The sequence below is a fragment of the Candidatus Sodalis endolongispinus genome (genome assembly GCF_018777395.1).
GTDB classification, from domain to species: Bacteria; Pseudomonadota; Gammaproteobacteria; order Enterobacterales; family Enterobacteriaceae; genus Sodalis_B; species Sodalis_B endolongispinus.
Map to the genome: position 1 here is coordinate 206185 of NZ_JAFJYC010000001.1, position 17330 is coordinate 223514.

Sequence of the window (17330 nt, forward strand, 5' to 3'; positions counted from 1 at the left end):
GGGATTATTTTAGTGCCGGTTTAAGTATGACGTATAAATTGCGTTTTTATTCGCTGGCGGAAACGGCTATTTTTAATGCGGCCCGTTAACAAATACCGGTAACCTTCTTTTGTTATGGAGTTCAGGGATGCGACTCAACGTCCGACTCTCGGCCATGACGGCCATGCTTTGTGCCCTGGTGACGCTGCTGATGCTGGCGGGCAGCGCATTAAGTTATTTCAGGTTACACCAGCAGCGCCTCGACAGGCAGTTGACGGCGATGGCAGACAACTTCGATCGCCTGATGTTGACCGAGCCGCTGTCTTCCATGACGCCTTGGCTGCCACTGGCGATGGACGGTTCCGGCATCACCCAACTGGCGCTGCAGCGTCAGGTGTAAACCGTTTACCGCCTGGCGCTAACGCCAGACAGCGGACGCGGCGACCCGTTATCGGACACCCAGCAGCAGCGGGAACTGCCCCTGACGCGCCATCCCGATTACCAGTTGGTTATCTCCTACACTGACACGCTGGCCAGCGATGTCCATTCCCTGCGCGCCACCGCGCCGGTCAGCGTGGCTCTGGGGTTAACCATCGTGTTTTTATTCCTCGCTCTGCGCTGGCTGCGACGGCAAATACAGCCGCAAGAGTCGCTGGAAACGCGCGCCAGACGCATTATCTACGGCGAGCGGGACAATGTTGGCGAGCAGCCGGATGAAATGCCTAGCCTGACCGGCAGCGCAATCGATCGCCTGCTGCGCGATTTGGCGCAGGCGCGCGAGCAACGCAGCCGTGTCGATATTCTGATTCGCGCCTTTGCCGCCCAGGACGCCCGTACCGGTCTGACCAACCGGCTGTCGTTCGATAGCCAATTGGCGTTGCAGCTGGAGGACAATCAAGATGCCGGCGCTCATGGCGTGGTGCTGTTGCTTATGCGGCCGGACCCGGAGCGGCTGGCTGAGCGGCTCGGGGCGGCCCATGCAGCGGCAATTGACGGTGCACTAATCAATCTGGTGTCGGTATCGCTCAAACGTTATCCGGACGCGCTATTGGCGCACTATTTCCGCGACGATCTGGCGGTACTTTTGCCGCATCGCTCCCTCAAAGAGGCGGAATCGCTGACCCAACAACTGCTGGGCGCGCTGGCCACCCTGCCGGATATACCGGCCATCTGTCGCGACGAACTGCTGCATATCGGTGTGAGCGCTTACCGTCCCGGCCAGACGGCGGTGGAGGTAATGGAGAGCGCCGAACATGCCGCCCGCGAGGCGGGACTGCAGGGGGGCAACGGCTGGTCGGTCTACGATAATCGCGTACCACAGCAGGCGCACGGGAATGTCAAATGGCGCACTTTGCTGGAGAACACGCTAGCCGGTGGCGGCCCGCAATTGCTCATCCGCCCTGCCTTCGGCCGCGACGGCGCGCTTGATCATTATGTGGTTATCAACCGGATCCACGATGGCGGCGATACCTTAACCGCCGCCGAATTTCTGCCGGTGATGCGCCAACTCGGCCTGGCGCAGCGTTATGAACGACAGCAATTGCTGCGGCTCATCCCGCTGTTGTCCCAATTGCCCGGGGTAGTGTTATCAATCGCGGTAAGTGTGGACTCACTTTTGCAACGCGATTTCCGCCGCTGGTTGCGCGATACCCTCATGCAGTGCGGTAAATTGGTTCGTAGCCAAATTATGTTTGAACTTGTTGAGGCGGATCTCTGTCAACACTTGGAGCCGTTACGTCCGGCGCTGCGCCTGCTGGCCGGACTCGGTTGCCCGTCAACGGTCAACCGGGCGGGGATGACCTTGGTCAGTACCGGTTATATCAGTCTGGTGCCGATTTCGGTCATCAAGCTGCACCCCGGTCTGGTGCGCGATATCGACCGACGTCAGGAAAATCAGCTGTTCGTGCAAAGTTTACCGGAAGCGTGCCTGGGCCACCCGGACGCGGGTTTTTGCCACCGGCGTGCGCAGCACGCGCGAGTGGCAAACCTTGCTGGATAACGCCGTGGCGGGCGGCGAGGGGGATTTTTTCGCCCCGATCGCGCCGTTAGGAGAGTTGCTAAAAAAATATTCACGATTTGATCCGAGATTAGTATAAAAGTCCGTGCAAAATTAACGTACAATACGCCCCAATAGCATCACACGTTAGTAGGCGCTCACAATGCACGAATAGGGGAATTTACCCGATTCTGACCCTTATATTCGTTATATTGAACGTCAGAAAAAGTGATAACCTCGCACTTCGCCTGGCTAAAATCCGCAGAGGAAATTTCTTCGGTAAGTGTGAATGTTAACGGGGACGTATTTTTCATAGAAGTCGCGCGTTTTTACGCCTTGTCGCTGCTTCTCGTGGTTGGTAAGGTAGGCGGATTTCATTTTTCGCCCCAGCTTGCAGGATTATCCTTCAGTTATGTTTAAAAAATTTCGTGGCATGTTTTCCAATGACTTGTCCATCGACCTGGGTACCGCCAATACCCTCATTTATGTGAAAGGACAGGGCATTGTCCTGAACGAACCTTCCGTCGTTGCCATTCGCCAGGACCGCGCCGGTTCTCCGAAAAGCGTTGCGGCCGTCGGCCATGAAGCGAAGCAGATGCTGGGGCGTACGCCCGGCAACATCGCGGCCATCCGGCCGATGAAGGATGGCGTAATCGCCGATTTCTTCGTCACCGAGAAAATGCTGCAACACTTTATCAAACAGGTTCACAGCAACAGCTTCATGCGGCCCAGCCCGCGCGTGCTGGTCTGCGTTCCGGTGGGGGCCACCCAGGTAGAGCGCCGTGCGATTCGTGAATCCGCCCAAGGTGCAGGCGCGCGCGAAGTGTTTTTGATTGAGGAACCCATGGCCGCCGCCATCGGCGCCGGATTGCCGGTCTCTGAAGCCACGGGCTCGATGGTGGTGGACATCGGCGGCGGTACCACCGAGGTCGCGGTTATTTCGCTTAACGGCGTGGTGTACTCTTCTTCCGTACGCATTGGCGGCGATCGCTTCGATGAAGCTATTATTAACTATGTGCGCCGCAATTACGGCTCGCTGATTGGCGAGGCCACGGCGGAGCGGATTAAACACGGTATCGGTTCCGCCTATCCAGACGACGAGGTGCGCGAGATTGAAGTGCGCGGCCGTAATCTGGCCGAGGGCGTGCCGCGCGGTTTCACCCTGAACTCGAACGAGATTCTGGAAGCGCTGCAGGAGCCGTTAACCGGTATCGTGAGCGCGGTGATGGTGGCGCTGGAACAGTGCCCGCCAGAGCTGGCCTCCGATATCTCCGAACGCGGTATGGTGCTCACCGGCGGCGGAGCTTTGCTGCGTAACCTCGATCGCCTGCTGATGGAAGAAACCGGCATCCCGGTCGTGGTGGCGGAAGATCCGCTCACCTGCGTCGCCCGCGGCGGCGGCAAGGCGCTGGAGATGATCGATATGCACGGCGGTGATTTGTTCAGCGAAGAATAACCTGCCTCGAAAAGGGGGGAACCGTCCGGGTGAATGCGGCGATGGGCAGTCCAGGACGGCGCCCCCCTTTTTTGTTGAGGAAAACGCATAGTTTATGAAGCCGATTTTCAGCAGAGGCCCTTCTCTGCAACTGCGACTTTTTCTGGCGGTCATGGTCGCTATTGCCGCCATTATCGCCGACAGCCGGCTGGGGACGTTCGTGAAAATCCGTACCTATATGGATACGGCCGTCAGTCCCTTCTACTTCCTGGCGAATGGCCCGCGCCAGATGCTGGATAATGTGTCGCAGACGCTGGCGACCCGCGCCCAGCTGGCGCTGGAAAACCGGGCGCTGCGCCAGGAGTTGCTGTTAAAAAACAGTGAGCAACTGTTACTGGGCCAGTACAAGCAGGAAAACGCCCGGCTGCGTGAGCTGCTAGGCTCGCCGCTGCGCCAGGATGAACAGAAAATGGTCACCCAGGTGATCTCTACCAGTACCGATCCCTATAGCGATCAGGTGGTGATCGACAAGGGGCTGGATAACGGCGTTTATGTCGGCCAGCCGGTTATCAGCGACAAAGGTGTGGTAGGCCAGGTGATTGCCACCAGCAAGCTCACCAGCCGCGTGCTGCTGATTTGCGACGCTTCCCATGCGCTGCCGATTCAGGTATTGCGTAACGATATCCGCGTGATCGTCGCCGGTAACGGTTGCACCGAGGATTTACAGCTGGAACATTTGCCGGGCAACACCGACATCCGCGTCGGCGATGTGTTGGTCACCTCTGGCCTGGGTGGCCGTTTCCCGGAAGGGTATCCGGTGGCGGTGGTGTCCTCGGTCAAAGTCGATACCCAGCGCGCCTATACTATCATCCAGGCGCGACCCACCGCCGGCCTGCAGCGTTTGCGCTATCTGCTATTACTATGGGGCGCCGACCCGCGCGGCGAAGTGCCGCTGCCGCCTGATGAGGTGCACAGAGTGGCCAATGAGCGCCTGATGCCGCAGGTGCTGCTGCCGCCTGACGCTATGGGCCCGCCCGCGCCCGCCAGCGGTGTTGCCGCGGGCGGCACGGTGACCGAAAGCGCGGGCGGTGGCGCAACCGCGCCCGACGCGGGTAACCGCAGCCTGCCGGCCAACGGCGGAACTCCCTCCGGCGCGGCCACCCGCAATCCGCCGACTAACGGCGGCGCCTCCGCCGGAGCGGGTAACGCCGGTAGCAACGGCGGTCGTCAGGACGCCGCCGGCGCAGCCCAGAACGCGCCGCCTCGGCGGCCCCTGTTCAGCGGCGCTGGAGAGCGGCAATGAACAGGTATCACCGCCACGGCGGCTGGATCATCTGGCTCTCATTCCTAATCGCGATTGTTCTGCAAATCATGCCCTGGCCGCCGCAGCTGTATCTTTTCCGGCCCTACTGGCTCAACCTGCTGCTCATTTACTGGGTGATGGCGCTGCCGCATCGGGTGAATGTGGGCACCTGCTTTATCCTCGGGCTGATAATGGATCTGATCCTTGGTTCAACGCTGGGCGTGCGCGCCCTGGCGCTCAGTATTCTCGCCTATCTGGTGGTCTTCAAATTTCAATTATTTCGCAATATGGCCCTTTGGCAACAGGCGCTGATTGTGATACTGCTGTCATTAACGACCCAGGTGATCGTATTCTGGGCGGAATTTTTAGTGATTAATGTTTCATTCCGCCCGGAAATATTCTGGAGCAGCGTGGTGGATGGCGTATTGTGGCCCTGGCTGTCTCTGCTGATGCGCAAAATACGCCGTCAATTTGCCGTGCAGTAGCGATATGGGGAACCGCAATGAAAGCGATTTATCTGGCGTCCGCTTCTCCCCGGCGCAGGGAATTACTGGCGCTGCTGGATGTCCCCTTTGCGGTGATTGCCGCCCCGGTGGCAGAGCAGCGCCATTACGGGGAAAGCGCGCTAGACTACGTGCAGCGGCTGGCGCGCGAGAAAGCGTGCGCCGGCGTGGCCTGCGCGCCGGAACCCCGGCCGGTGCTGGGCGCCGACACCATAGTGGTGCTCCAGCAACAGGTGCTGGAAAAGCCGCAGGACCGTCGACACGCCCGGCAGATGCTGACTCAGCTTTCCGGTCAGCGCCATCAAGTGATGACCGCGGTGGCGATGGCTGATGACGAGCGGGTCGCGAGCCGCGTGGTGGTGACCGACGTGACATTTCGCGCACTGACGTCTGCCGAGGTCGACCGCTATATTGCGGGCGGCGAACCGATGGACAAGGCCGGCGCCTACGGCATTCAGGGTAAGGGCGGCGCGTTCGTGCGAGCATTACACGGCAGTTATCATGCCGTGGTGGGCTTGCCGCTGGTGGAAACCTGGGAACTGCTCGGTGAATTCAACGCTCAGGTTTGAGCAAGAGGAATCTATGACAGCTGAATTACTGGTCAATATAACGCCCTCTGAAACGCGGGTTGCCTATATCGACGGCGGCATCCTGCAGGAAATCCATATCGAGCGGGAAGCGCGGCGCGGTATTGTCGGTAATATTTATAAAGGGCGTGTCAGCCGCGTGCTGCCGGGCATGCAGGCGGCGTTTGTCGATATCGGCCTAGATAAAGCCGCCTTCCTGCATGCCTCGGATATTATGCCCCATACCGAATGCGTGGCCGGCGAAGAACAAAATAATTTTCAGGTGCGCGATATCGCCGAGCTGGTGCGCCAGGGGCAGGATATTATGGTCCAGGTGGTGAAAGATCCTCTGGGGACGAAAGGCGCGCGGCTGACCACCGATATTACGCTGCCATCGCGCTATCTGGTGTTTATGCCCGGCGCCGCCCACGTGGGTGTGTCACAGCGTATTGACAGCGAGGCGGAACGCGAACGATTGAAACAAATCGTGGCGCAGTACTGCGACGAGCAGGGTGATTTCATCATCCGTACCGCGGCCGAAGGTATCGGCAGTGAAGAACTGTCTCAGGATGCCGCCTTTCTCAAACGGCTCTGGACCAAGGTCATGGAGCGCAAGCGCCGCAATCAGACCCGCTATATGCTGTACGGCGAGCTGGCCATCGCCCAGCGTATTTTGCGGGACTTCGCCGGGGCGGCGCTGGACCGTATCCGGGTCGACTCACGGCTGACGCAAGAATTACTGCTAGAGTTTACCGCCGAATATATTCCAGAGATGACTGCCAAGCTGGAATATTACAGCGGCAAGCAACCGATTTTCGATCTTTACGATGTGGAAAATGAAATCCAGCGCTCGCTGGAACGTAATGTGGAGTTGAAGTCCGGCGGCTATCTGATCATCTATCAAACCGAGGCGATGACCACTATCGATATCAATACGGGCGCCTTCGTCGGCCACCGCAATCTTGATGAAACGATCTTCAATACCAATATCGAGGCGACCCAGGCCATTGCGCGCCAACTGCGGCTGCGTAATCTCGGCGGGATTATCATTATTGATTTTATCGATATGAGCAATGAGGAGCATCGCCGGCGGGTGCTGCACTCCCTTGAGCAGGCGCTGAGTAAAGATCGGGGGAAAACCGGTATCAACGGTTTCTCACAATTGGGACTGGTGGAGATGACACGTAAACGCACACGTGAAAGTATTGAACATGTGCTGTGCAGCGATTGTCCTACCTGTCACGGCCGTGGAACGGTGAAAACCCTTGAAACGGTGTGCTATGAAATCATGCGCGTCCACCATGCCTATGACTCCGATCTTTTTCTGGTCTATGCATCGGCCGCGGTGGGCGAAGCGCTGAAAAGCGATGAATCCCACGCGTTGGCGGAGGTGTAAATTTTCGTCGGCAAGCAGGTGAAGGTGCAAATCGAGCCGCTTTACAGCCAGGAGCAGTTTGATGTGGTGATGATGTAAGCCGTTGCTCTCAGGCAGTTCCGAAACCAGTAAAAGCCGTCACGTCGGACGCGACGGCTGCGCAACAGCAAGCAAGGAGACAGGCGTGAAGCGACTACCGGGGATACTGATGGCGATTGTCGTCACCCTGATCGTCCTGGTGGCCTTGACGGTTAGCGCGCTGCGTCTGGCGTTGCCGCACTTGGATCGCTTTCGTCCGCAAATAGTCTCGGTGTTAAACCGCGCTTTCGATGCCGATATCCAGCTGCGACAGCTGCAGGGTAGCTGGCAATCCTTTGGACCCACGCTGGATATTGGCGGCATTGATGCCGCTAGTGCCGATGAGCGACTGCACGTGCAGCGCGCCACGCTGGCGCTGGACGTGTGGCAATACCTGCTGCACTGGCGCTGGCAGTTCCGCAATGTCACCTTTTACCGCCTGCAATTGGATCTTAATACCACCTTGATGGGACGGGACCACCGCGGTAGCCCCATCAGTTCCGATCGTCTTTCCAATCTTTTCCTGCGTCAGTTCGATCATTTCATCCTGCGCAGCAGCCAGATCACCTTTTTGACCCCGTCGGGAGAGCGGACCCGGCTTTCCGTACCGCAGCTCACCTGGCTTAATACCCCCAACCGTCACCGTGCAGAAGGCAAGATAAGCCTCTCGAGTACCGAGGTGCAGCAGGGGGCTATCGACGTGCGCATGGATCTGCACGATCAGCAGGGGCTGCTCGATAACGGCAAGGTGTATCTGCAGGCCAGCGATGTCGATCTTAAGCCGTGGTTCAGCCAGCTGCTGCAGAGCAGTACCGGCCTGCAAAGCGCCGATTTCAGTCTGGCGGCCTGGCTTACCCTAGAAAAGGGGGAGATCGCCGGTGCGGACGCGCTGCTCAGCCGTGGCGCGGCGCTGTGGCAGGACGGCGACCAGACGCACCGGCTCGACGTCAGTCAGCTGGCGCTCCATCTTAGTAAGCGGCAAGATGCCTGGCAGATGGACGTGCCGGCGCTGAATATTGCCACCGACGGCCAATCCTGGTCGCACGCTGCGTTGTCCTTATTCTGGCTGCCGGCGAAACGGCATCTCTTTTTCCCTGATCGGGAGAGCGAGATCCGCCTGCGCGCCAGCGGGCTCGCTTTGGAGCGGTTCAGCCCGCTACTGCCGCTTATTTCGGCGGTGACGCCGGCGCCACGCGTTTTCAGGCGCGCTGGCGGAACCTCAGTTGGCAGACCTGGGAGCTGCTGCCGGGGGCGGAGCACGTCTCTTGCTCGGCAGAAGGCTCGCTGGCCACCGGCCGGCTGCAGCTGGCGCTGGACGACAGCACGCTCCCCTATCCGAGCATGTTCCGCGCGCCGCTGATGCTGTCCCGCGCCCGTGCAACCTTTGACTGGCGTCATAACCCGCAGGAAGGGTTGGTGCTGTGGGGCCGTCATATCGATGCGCAGGCAAGGTCGTTGTGGGCCAACGGCGATTTCTATTTCCATAAGCCGGTGAAAGGCGAGCCCTGGCTGGATATCCTGGCCGGTTTGCGCCTGGATAACGCCGCTGATGCCTGGCGCTATTTCACGGAGCCACTGATGGGGAACCGCCTGGTGGACTACCTGACCGGCGCGCTTAAAGGCGGTCAAGTCGATAATGCGACTCTATTATTTGCCGGCAACCACAGCCGGTTCCCGTTCAAACATAACGACGGACAGTTTGAGGTGTGGGTGACGCTCAAGCAGGCGGAATATGAGTTTGAACCCGGTTGGCCGGCGCTAACGCAGTTGGATATCGACCTGGATTTCGTCAACGACGGCCTGTTTATGCATGCGCCGCAAACCGTGCTCGGTGAGGCTAAGGGCAGCAATATCGCCGCCAGTATTCCCGATTATTCCAAAGAAAAGCTCTTGATTGACGCCGGCCTTATCGGCACCGGCGACGCTATCCGCGACTATTTCCTGCAAATACCGCTCAAAGCGTCGCTCGGCAAAACGCTTGATGAGCTGCAGGTTGGCGGTGAGGTGCATGGCGATCTGCATCTGGATATTCCTCTCGACGGCCAGCCGGTGACCGCTGCCGGCAATGTAGCGCTGCACAACAATTCACTGCATATCAAACCGCTGGGCACCACGCTACAGCGGCTTAATGGTACTTTCCATTACAGCAACGGGAATTTGGACAGTGCGCCGCTTGACGCGCAATGGTTCGGCCAACCGGTCGCGGTGAATTTCACAACCACGGAGAAGCCCACCGGCTTCGATGTCAACGTCGGCCTGAAAGGGGACTGGGCGCTTAACCAACTGCCCGGGCTGCCGGAAGCGCTGAAGACATCGGTCAACGGCCGCGCCGCCTGGCAGAGCGATATCGCCGTCGCTTTGCCGCTGAAAGGGGACACACGCTATCAGGTCGCGGTGAAAAGCGATTTGAAAGATGTAAGCAGTCACTTGCCTCCGCCGCTGGACAAACCTGAAGGACGGCCGTTAACGCTTGCGGTAAACGCTACCGGCGATCTGCGTTCTTTCCTGTTAAGCGGCCACGCCGGCGGCGGCAACAGTTTCAATAGCCAATGGCTGCTGGGGCGTCAAGTCACGCTGGCACGCGGCGCCTGGGCGGACGGTGGCAAGATACTCGCGTTGCCGGCGGACCGCAGCCTGACGCTGTCGCTGTCGGCCCTCGACGGTGAAAAATGGCTGGCGCTGCTGAAATCGCCGACAGGGGCGGGGGATCCGCTATCGGCCGCGCGTTTTCGTTTTCCCGATGCGCTGACGCTGCGTACCCCGGCCCTGACCCTGGGCGGCCAGGTCTGGCATCAACTGGCGCTGACCCGCAGTAATGTGGCCGGCGGCAGTAAGGTGACGGCGCAGGGGAAAAAAATTAACGGCACGCTGACCATGGCCGCGAAAGCGCCCTGGCCCGCCTACCTGGCTTATCTTACAACCCGACTTTTGCTACTGCCGGCGCGGGTGGCGCGACGTCCCCCACGGCACAGTTTTTAAGCGACAGCGATTCCTTCGCCGGCTGGCCCGCGCTGTCTGTCACTTGCCGCCAGTGCTGGATTAAGGGCCAGAATTTGGGGCAGATCAGTGCCACTATCCATCCGCAGCAGGACACACTGATGCTCACCGGCGGCGTAATCGACACCGGCAATGCGCGGCTGACCGCCGAGGGCAGCTGGCTGCATAACCGCCGCGAGAATCGGACTTCACTTAAAGGGACGCTGGCGGGGAAAGATATCGGCGCCGCGGCTGATTATATCGGCATGGATTTGCCGCTGCGCGAGTCACCTTTCCATATCAATTACGATTTGCACTGGCGCGAAGCGCCCTGGCAGCCCGATATCGCCAGTCTGAACGGGGTACTGCACAGCCAATTGGGCAAAGGCAAAATTGACAACATCAGCAGCGGCAGCGCCTGGCGCCTCCTGCGGTTGGTAAGCTTTGATGCACTGCTGCGTAAATTGCAGTTCGATTTTAGCGACACCTTCGGCAAAGGGTTCTATTTTGATTCGATCAAAGGTACCGCCTGGTTGAAAGATGGCACGTTACATACCAACGACCTGCTGGTCGATGGCCTGGAGGCGGATATCGCCATGACCGGCGATGTAGACTTAAACCGCCAGCGCATTGATATGCAAGCCGTGATCGCGCCAGAAATTTCAGCAACGGTCGGGGTGGCGACTGCATTCGTGATTAACCCGGTGGTGGGGGCCGCGGTCTTTGCCGCCAGCAACGTATTGGCGCCCTTATGGAAAAAGCTATCGCTTATTCGCTACCATATTAGCGGCAGCCTCGACGAGCAGAAAATACAGGAAGTTTTACGTCAGCCGCGGGGTGCAGAGGCCAAGTCGAATTAAAAGGCCGGCTATTTGACGCCGACAGGGAATTGCCGCAGTCTATAAACATGACGCAAGCCTGTATTCGAGCCGTGGCGGGTCAAATTCATTCATTTGAGAGCGAGAACCTATGAGTCTGACGTTAGTCAGTGAGCATCTACTTTCGGCTAATCATCTGCAGCATGAGCATCTTTTCTCTCTGCTGGAACAGATGAGCGCACGGCGTCTGGACTATGCCGATCTCTATTTCCAATCAAGCTATCACGAAGCCTGGGTCATTGAAGACGGCATCATTAAAGAGGGGTCGTATAACATCGACCAGGGCGTCGGCGTGCGGGCGATAAGCGGCGAAAAAACCGGTTTCGCCTATGCCGACCAAATAACCCTCGCGGCATTGAATCAAAGCGCGATGGCCGCGCGCAGTATTGTCAGCGAAGCGGGCAGCGGCCGGGTGCAAACCCTTGGCGCGGTGACCTACCTCCCCCTGTATCCGCAGTTGGATCCGCTCGGCAGTCTGCCGCGCGAGGAAAAAATCGCGCTACTGCATCGGGTGAATAAGGCGGCGCGCGCCGCCGATGCGCGCGTCCAGGAGGTCAGTTTGTCGGGTGTTTATGAGCAGATCCTGGTCGCCGCAACGGACGGCACCCTGGCTGCGGATGTGCGCCCGCTGGTGCGTCTGTCCATCATCGTGCAGGACGGGAAACGCGAACGCGGCGCCATCGGCGGCGGCGGCCGCTTTGGCTACGATTTCTTCCTCGAAGACGTTGACGGAGAAGTGCGGGCCGACAGCTGGGCGCGGGAAGCGGTGAGGATGGCGCTGGTGAATCTTTGTGTCGCTGCGGCCCCCGCCGGGGCTATGCCGGTGGTGCTCGGGGCCGGTTGGCCTGGCGTGCTGCTGCACGAAGCGGTGGGACATGGCCTGGAAGGGGATTTCAACCGTCGTGGCAGTTCGGTGTTCAGTGGCCAGATGGGCAAGCGGGTGGCTTCCGAACTCTGCACGGTGGTTGACGGATGGCACGCTCGCCGGGCTGCGCGGCTCGCTTGTAATCGATGATGAAGGCGTGCCGGGACAATATAATGTCCTGATCGAAAACGGCCGGCTGAAAGGGTATATGCAGGACAAACTCAATGCCCGGCTGATGGGGGTTGCGCCTACCGGCAACGGCCGGCGCGAGTCTTATGCGCACTTGCCGATGCCGCGTATGACCAATACCTACATGCTGGCAGGCCAATCGACGCCGGAGGAGATTATCGCCAGCGTGGAGCGTGGCATTTACGCGCCCAACTTTGGCGGTGGACAGGTGGATATTACCTCCGGCAAGTTCGTTTTCTCTACCTCGGAAGCCTATTTGATTGAGAATGGACGCGTTACCACGCCGGTGAAAGGGGCAACGCTTATCGGCTCCGGTATTGAAGCGATGCAGCAAATCTCGATGGTGGGTAACGATCTGGCGCTGAACAAGGGGGTCGGCGTTTGCGGTAAAGAGGGCCAAAGCCTGCCGGTGGGCGTGGGCCAGCCGACGCTGAAGCTGGATAAAATCACCGTGGGCGGTACCGCCTGAGCCGCATCGTTCGCCGCGTTTCCTGCGCTAGCGCGGCAGAACGCTCAAGCGGCGCAAGACGCTGTGCTTGCGCCGTTGCTAAAACCACGGGTGCGCCGGATGCCTGCGCAATGGCGGCAAAACACCTAAGCGGCGCAAACCGCAGTGCTTGCGCCGCTGCTAAAACCCCGGGCGCGCCGGATGCCTGCGCAATGGCGGTAAAACACTTAAGCGGCGCAAGCCGCTGTGCTTGCGCCGTCGCTTAAGCGGAGACCGCGGGGCTCGCACAGCATTACCCCCCGCTGTCCTGGCGGAAGGTCTGGTACATCTCTGTCACGTTGCAGAAATAGTCGGTCAGATAATTAATGCACACCTGTACTTTAAGCGGCAACTTATCGCGCGCCGTATAGACCGCGTACACCGTCCGCGGATCGGAGTGATAACGGCTGAATAAAATCTCGACATTACCGCGTTTTATTTCGTCCAATACCCACATGATCGACACATAACATATGCCCGCGCCGGCGTTAAGCCAGCGAATCAGCGTCTGGGAATCGTTGGTGGCAAAGCGGCCCGCCGGCGACAGGCGCAACGTGCTGCCTTCCTGCGCCATGAGCTCAAACTCGCTGTCAGGGCGAACGTCGTACTCCAACCAAGAAAAATTGACCATATCGCCGGGTTTCTCAGGCGTGCCCCACTGCGCGAGATAGCTTTTTGCCGCGCAGACCACCATCGGCATCATTCCCACCCGGCGTGAAAACAGACCGGAATCCTGCAGCGCCCCTACCCGCACCACCAGATCCAGTCCATCGGCGATCAGATCCGGCGCCGGAATGCCGGTCACCAGATTGACCGACAGGTCGGGATACTCTTTCAGCATCTCGGCGGTTATCGAAGCCAGGACATTATGGGCCAGCATCGACGAGCTACCGATGCGCAACGTGCCGATAGGGGTATTGTTAAAGGCGAACAATTGCTCGTGCACCTCGTTGAATTCCTGCAACATCCGGCGACAGCCCTGATAGTAGATCTTGCCGGATTCGGTCAGACCGATACTGCGGGTGCTGCGATTGAGCAACTTAACCTGTAATTCATTTTCCAGTTTCGCCACGGTCTGGCTGACGGATGAAACGCTCATTTGTAGCCGGCGGGCGGCGCTGGTAAATGAATTGGCCTCCACCACCCGGGCGAAAATCAACATACGTTTTAATCTTTCCATTATTCACTCTGGCTTAAAAGTGATTTATATCACGTTATGTTGAAACCAACGGAATGTACAGGGTAATATAACAGCGCTGGTTCAGTGTATCGCGTCCATCAGCCTAGGTCCGCTTAGCAGTTTATCAGTTTTTAATAAATAGTAACAATTTGCACGGGCTGTACCCGATCGGCCTGCCCCCGCCTCTCCCGGAAAGCGTCTTCATTCCCCCGAAGGGGTTCTATACTCATCCTGAGCGCGACCGGGGGATGACGGCCTTTTGCCGCCTCAACCATGCCCGAGCGGCGCAGGGTACATCAGGAACCGACACGGTTACAGTCAAAGGAAAAAGTATGAGTTTACTTCCGGTCATGGTGATTTTCGGCCTGTCTTTTCCACCGGTATTATTCGAGTTGATTCTCTCGCTGGCGCTGTTTTTCGCGCTGCGCAGGTTATTGTTGCCCAGCGGACTCTATGATTTCGTTTGGCATCCGGCCTTGTTTAACACTGCACTGTATTGCTGTGTTTTTTATTTGATTTCTTGTTTTTTCGTCTGAGGTCGCCGTGAAAACCCTTACCGCCAAAATCCTGCGCGTCGGTGTCACCCTGCTGCTGGTGCTGATTGCCGCTATTGCCATTTTCCGCGCCTGGTCCTTTTATACCGAGTCTCCCTGGACGCGGGACGCTAAATTCACCGCCGATGTCTTGGCGATTGCGCCGGACGTCAGCGGCCTGCTAACGGCTGTGCCTCTTCGCGATAATCAACCGGTAAAAAAAGGCGATCTGCTATTGGTCGTCGATAAACCGCGCTATCAGGAAGCGGACGTGAGTTATTATCAGGCGCTGGCGGAGGAGAAAAAACGCGAAGCATCGCGGCGACGCAGCCTCGTCACCAACGCCATGTCCCAGGAACAAATCGATCAGGCCAGTAACGATTTTTCGACCGTCAGCCATCAACTGGCCAAAGCCATCGCGGTGCGGAATTTGGCCAGGATGGATCTGGCGCGCACCGAGGTGCGGACGGCTGGGTCACCAACCTGAATGTTCACGCTGGCGAGTTCATCACCCGCGGCTCGGTAGCGGTTGCCATGGTGAAAAAAGACACCTTCTATCTGCTGGCCTATATGGAAGAAACCAAACTGGAAAGGGTACGGCCGGGCTATCGCGTGGAAATCACGCCGCTTGGTAGTAACCGTATCCTCACCGGTACCGTCGACAGTATTGCCGCCGGTGTCAACAACAGCAGTAGTGCGGTGGACAGTAAAGGGCTTGCCAGCGTCGACTCCAATTTGGAATGGGTGCGCCTGGCGCAGCGCGTACCGGTGAAGATACTGCTTGATGAGCAGCAAGGCGATCTCTACCCGGCAGGCACGACGGCGACGGTGGTTATTACCGGCCGACGCGATGGCCAGCCCGGGCGGGTGTCTCCTTTGATGCAGCTGATTCACCGCCTGCGCGAGTTTGGCTAACCGGTGGAACGCTGATGCTGCAACCTCTCTTTTTCCACTGGCGCTTTGCTTTTAAGCTGACGTTTGCCATTCTGCTGGCGCTGGTACTCGGTTTTCATTTTCAGCTGCAAACGCCGCGCTGGTCGGTTCTCACTGCCGCCATTGTTACCGCTGGCCCGGCCTTTGCCGCCGGCGGCGAGCCGTTCGCCGGTGCGATCCGCCATCGCGGTCTGTTGAGGATTATCGGCACGTTTATCGGCTGCCTGGACGCGCTGGTGATTATTATCCTGACCATCCGTGCGCCGGTGGTGATGCTGTTGTTAAGCTGCATCTGGGCCGGTCTGTGCGTGTGGATTTCCTCGCTGGTGAAAGTGGAGAACTCGTATGCCTTCGGCCTGGCAGGTTACACCACGCTTATCATTATTGTCGGTATTCAAAGCTTCCCGCAGATGGTTAGCCGTGGAACGCGTAAGCGAGATCGTTTTGGGCATTGTGTGCGCCATCTTGGCCGATATCCTCTTTTAGCCCCGTTCCATCAAGCGCGATATCGATCACGCGCTGGATAAGCTGCTTGTCGACCATTATCGTTTGCTGCAGCTGTGTGTGAGCAATGGGCCGAAAGAAGACGTTGATAACGCCTGGAGCGCGCTGGTCAAAGCCACCAACGCCTTATCGGGCATGCGCAGCAACCTGATGATGGAATCGGCCCACTGGCAGGCCAGCAATCAGCGGCTTATCGCCATCAATACCCTGTCGCTCACGCTGATTACCCAGGCGTGCGAAACGTTTTTGATCCTGCAAAATCATCCTGATTACGTGAAGTCCCATCTCCTGTTGCTGCTTAGCGAACCTGCCGATACCGTGGGCGCGATCCATCGCCGGATGAAGCTGATGCGTCAGGTGATCGCCGCCACGCCAACGCGGGATACGCCGCAAACCCTTTATACTTGGGTGGGTAGCGCGACGCGCTACCTGCTGCTGATGAAAGGAGTGAAGAGCAACGCACGGATAAGCGGCGTCGAGGCGTCGGTACTAAACACGCAGCAAGAGGTGACCGCGCCTTCCCCCGAAGGGCGGCATGCGATGATCAACGGCTTGCGTACCGGTATTGCTACCGCGCTCGGTTGCCTGTTTTGGCTGTGGACCGGCTGGAGCGCCGGCAGCGCCTGTATGGTGATGTTGGCGGTGGTCACATCGCTGGCGATGCGCTTGCCCAATCCGCTGCTGGTGGCAAAAGATTTTGTGATCGGCATGGCGGCGGCGCTGCCCATTGGCGCGCTGTATTACATGTTGATTATGCCCTAGACCCAGCAGAGCTTGTTGTTGCTCTGTATTGCCCTGGGCATTTTGGCTTTCATCATCGGCATCGAAGTTCAAAAACGTCGCCTCGGCACGCTCGGCACCCTGGCGGGCACTATCAATGTCCTGGTGTTGTCTAACCCGATGTCGTTCAATATCAGTACCTTTCTCGACAGCGCCATCGGCCAACTTATCGGTTGTGTTCTGGCGACGTTGGTTATTTTACTGATTCGCGACACCGCGAAGCAGCGGGCGGGGCGGATCCTGCTCAACCGTTTTGTCTATGGCGCGGTTTCGGCAATGTCCACCAATAAGACGCGCTGGCGGGTCAATCACTTGCCGTTGCTGTATCAGCAGCTGTTTCACTTGATGGCGATCTTTCCCGGCGATGTGGCCAAATATCGCCTGGCGCTGCTGCTGATTGTGGCGCACCAGCGGCTACGCAGCGCGGGATATCCCGGTCAATGAGTATTTGTCGGCCTGGCACCGTCAGATTCGTGCCACTGCCGATCAGGTTCTGGTGTCGCGCTCCGATCCGCGCCGCAGCGGTAAATTCGATCAGCTGCTCGAAGAAATGCGCGTTTACCGGCATAAGCTGGAGGTGTATCAGGTTGCACCGGACATCATTGCCTCGGTAGAGCGCCTGATCGATATTCTCCGGCGCTACCGCCACGCCCTGAGCGGTTAACGCGGCGCGGGCATCCGCGGTCGGGGCGTTATTTCCTGCGCCGTAGGCGGGTGAAGGCGGCACCCCGTCCTATTGCCCGCGCAGGCTGCGCCAGCGCCGCTCACCC

8 protein-coding genes and 6 pseudogenes are annotated in these 17330 nt (G+C 58.6%); 13 read left to right on the top strand and 1 reads right to left on the bottom strand.

All coding sequences use genetic code 11. From position 1 onward, the window contains the following. Positions 1-127: 127 nt before the first annotated feature. The 10 genes and pseudogenes from JZM24_RS18185 to tldD all read left to right on the top strand — a co-directional run bounded on the left by JZM24_RS18185 (position 128) and on the right by tldD (position 12612). Positions 128-379 carry a hypothetical protein gene (locus JZM24_RS18185; protein WP_246579838.1) on the top strand — a complete coding sequence of 84 codons (252 nt, stop codon included), beginning with the start codon at positions 128-130 and terminating at the stop codon, positions 377-379. Positions 380-484: 105 nt separating this feature from the next. Next, a complete protein-coding gene (locus JZM24_RS01095; RefSeq protein WP_246579839.1) occupies positions 485-1978 on the top strand; it encodes an EAL domain-containing protein in 1494 nt (497 codons plus the stop codon). Between the two features lie 409 nt (positions 1979-2387). Next, a complete protein-coding gene (mreB, locus tag JZM24_RS01100) occupies positions 2388-3431 on the top strand; it encodes a rod shape-determining protein MreB (RefSeq protein WP_011410020.1) in 1044 nt (347 codons plus the stop codon). 94 nt (positions 3432-3525) lie between these two features. Then, positions 3526-4593: pseudogene (mreC, locus tag JZM24_RS01105) on the top strand (rod shape-determining protein MreC); the annotation flags it as partial. A 116-nt stretch (positions 4594-4709) separates the two neighbouring features. Beyond that, a complete protein-coding gene (mreD, locus tag JZM24_RS01110; RefSeq protein ID WP_215668286.1) occupies positions 4710-5198 on the top strand; it encodes a rod shape-determining protein MreD in 489 nt (162 codons plus the stop codon). A 17-nt stretch (positions 5199-5215) separates the two neighbouring features. Further along, a complete protein-coding gene (locus tag JZM24_RS01115) occupies positions 5216-5785 on the top strand; it encodes a Maf family protein (protein WP_215668287.1) in 570 nt (189 codons plus the stop codon). 13 nt (positions 5786-5798) lie between these two features. Continuing rightward, a pseudogene (gene rng, locus JZM24_RS01120) lies at positions 5799-7256 on the top strand (ribonuclease G). Positions 7257-7365: 109 nt separating this feature from the next. Beyond that, positions 7366-10214: pseudogene (locus tag JZM24_RS01125) on the top strand (YhdP family protein). Between the two features lie 32 nt (positions 10215-10246). Further along, positions 10247-11071 carry a YhdP family protein gene (locus JZM24_RS19945; protein ID WP_446680064.1) on the top strand — a complete coding sequence of 275 codons (825 nt, stop codon included), beginning with the start codon at positions 10247-10249 and terminating at the stop codon, positions 11069-11071. A gap of 109 nt (positions 11072-11180) precedes the next feature. Continuing rightward, positions 11181-12612: pseudogene (gene tldD / locus JZM24_RS01130) on the top strand (metalloprotease TldD). 271 nt (positions 12613-12883) lie between these two features. On the opposite strand, the gene aaeR reads toward tldD, so the two are convergent. Further along, positions 12884-13810, bottom strand: coding sequence for an HTH-type transcriptional activator AaeR (gene aaeR / locus JZM24_RS01135; RefSeq protein ID WP_215668288.1), 927 nt, complete (start codon positions 13808-13810; stop codon positions 12884-12886). Between the two features lie 332 nt (positions 13811-14142). Between aaeR and aaeX the strand changes: the two genes are divergently transcribed. From aaeX to aaeB, 3 genes and pseudogenes are all read left to right on the top strand, one after another. Then, a complete protein-coding gene (aaeX, locus tag JZM24_RS01140) occupies positions 14143-14346 on the top strand; it encodes a p-hydroxybenzoic acid efflux pump operon protein AaeX (protein ID WP_215668289.1) in 204 nt (67 codons plus the stop codon). Positions 14347-14353: 7 nt separating this feature from the next. After that, a pseudogene (gene aaeA, locus JZM24_RS01145) lies at positions 14354-15258 on the top strand (p-hydroxybenzoic acid efflux pump subunit AaeA). Positions 15259-15272: 14 nt separating this feature from the next. Continuing rightward, a pseudogene (gene aaeB / locus JZM24_RS01150) lies at positions 15273-17224 on the top strand (p-hydroxybenzoic acid efflux pump subunit AaeB). The last annotated feature ends 106 nt before the right edge of the window (positions 17225-17330 follow it).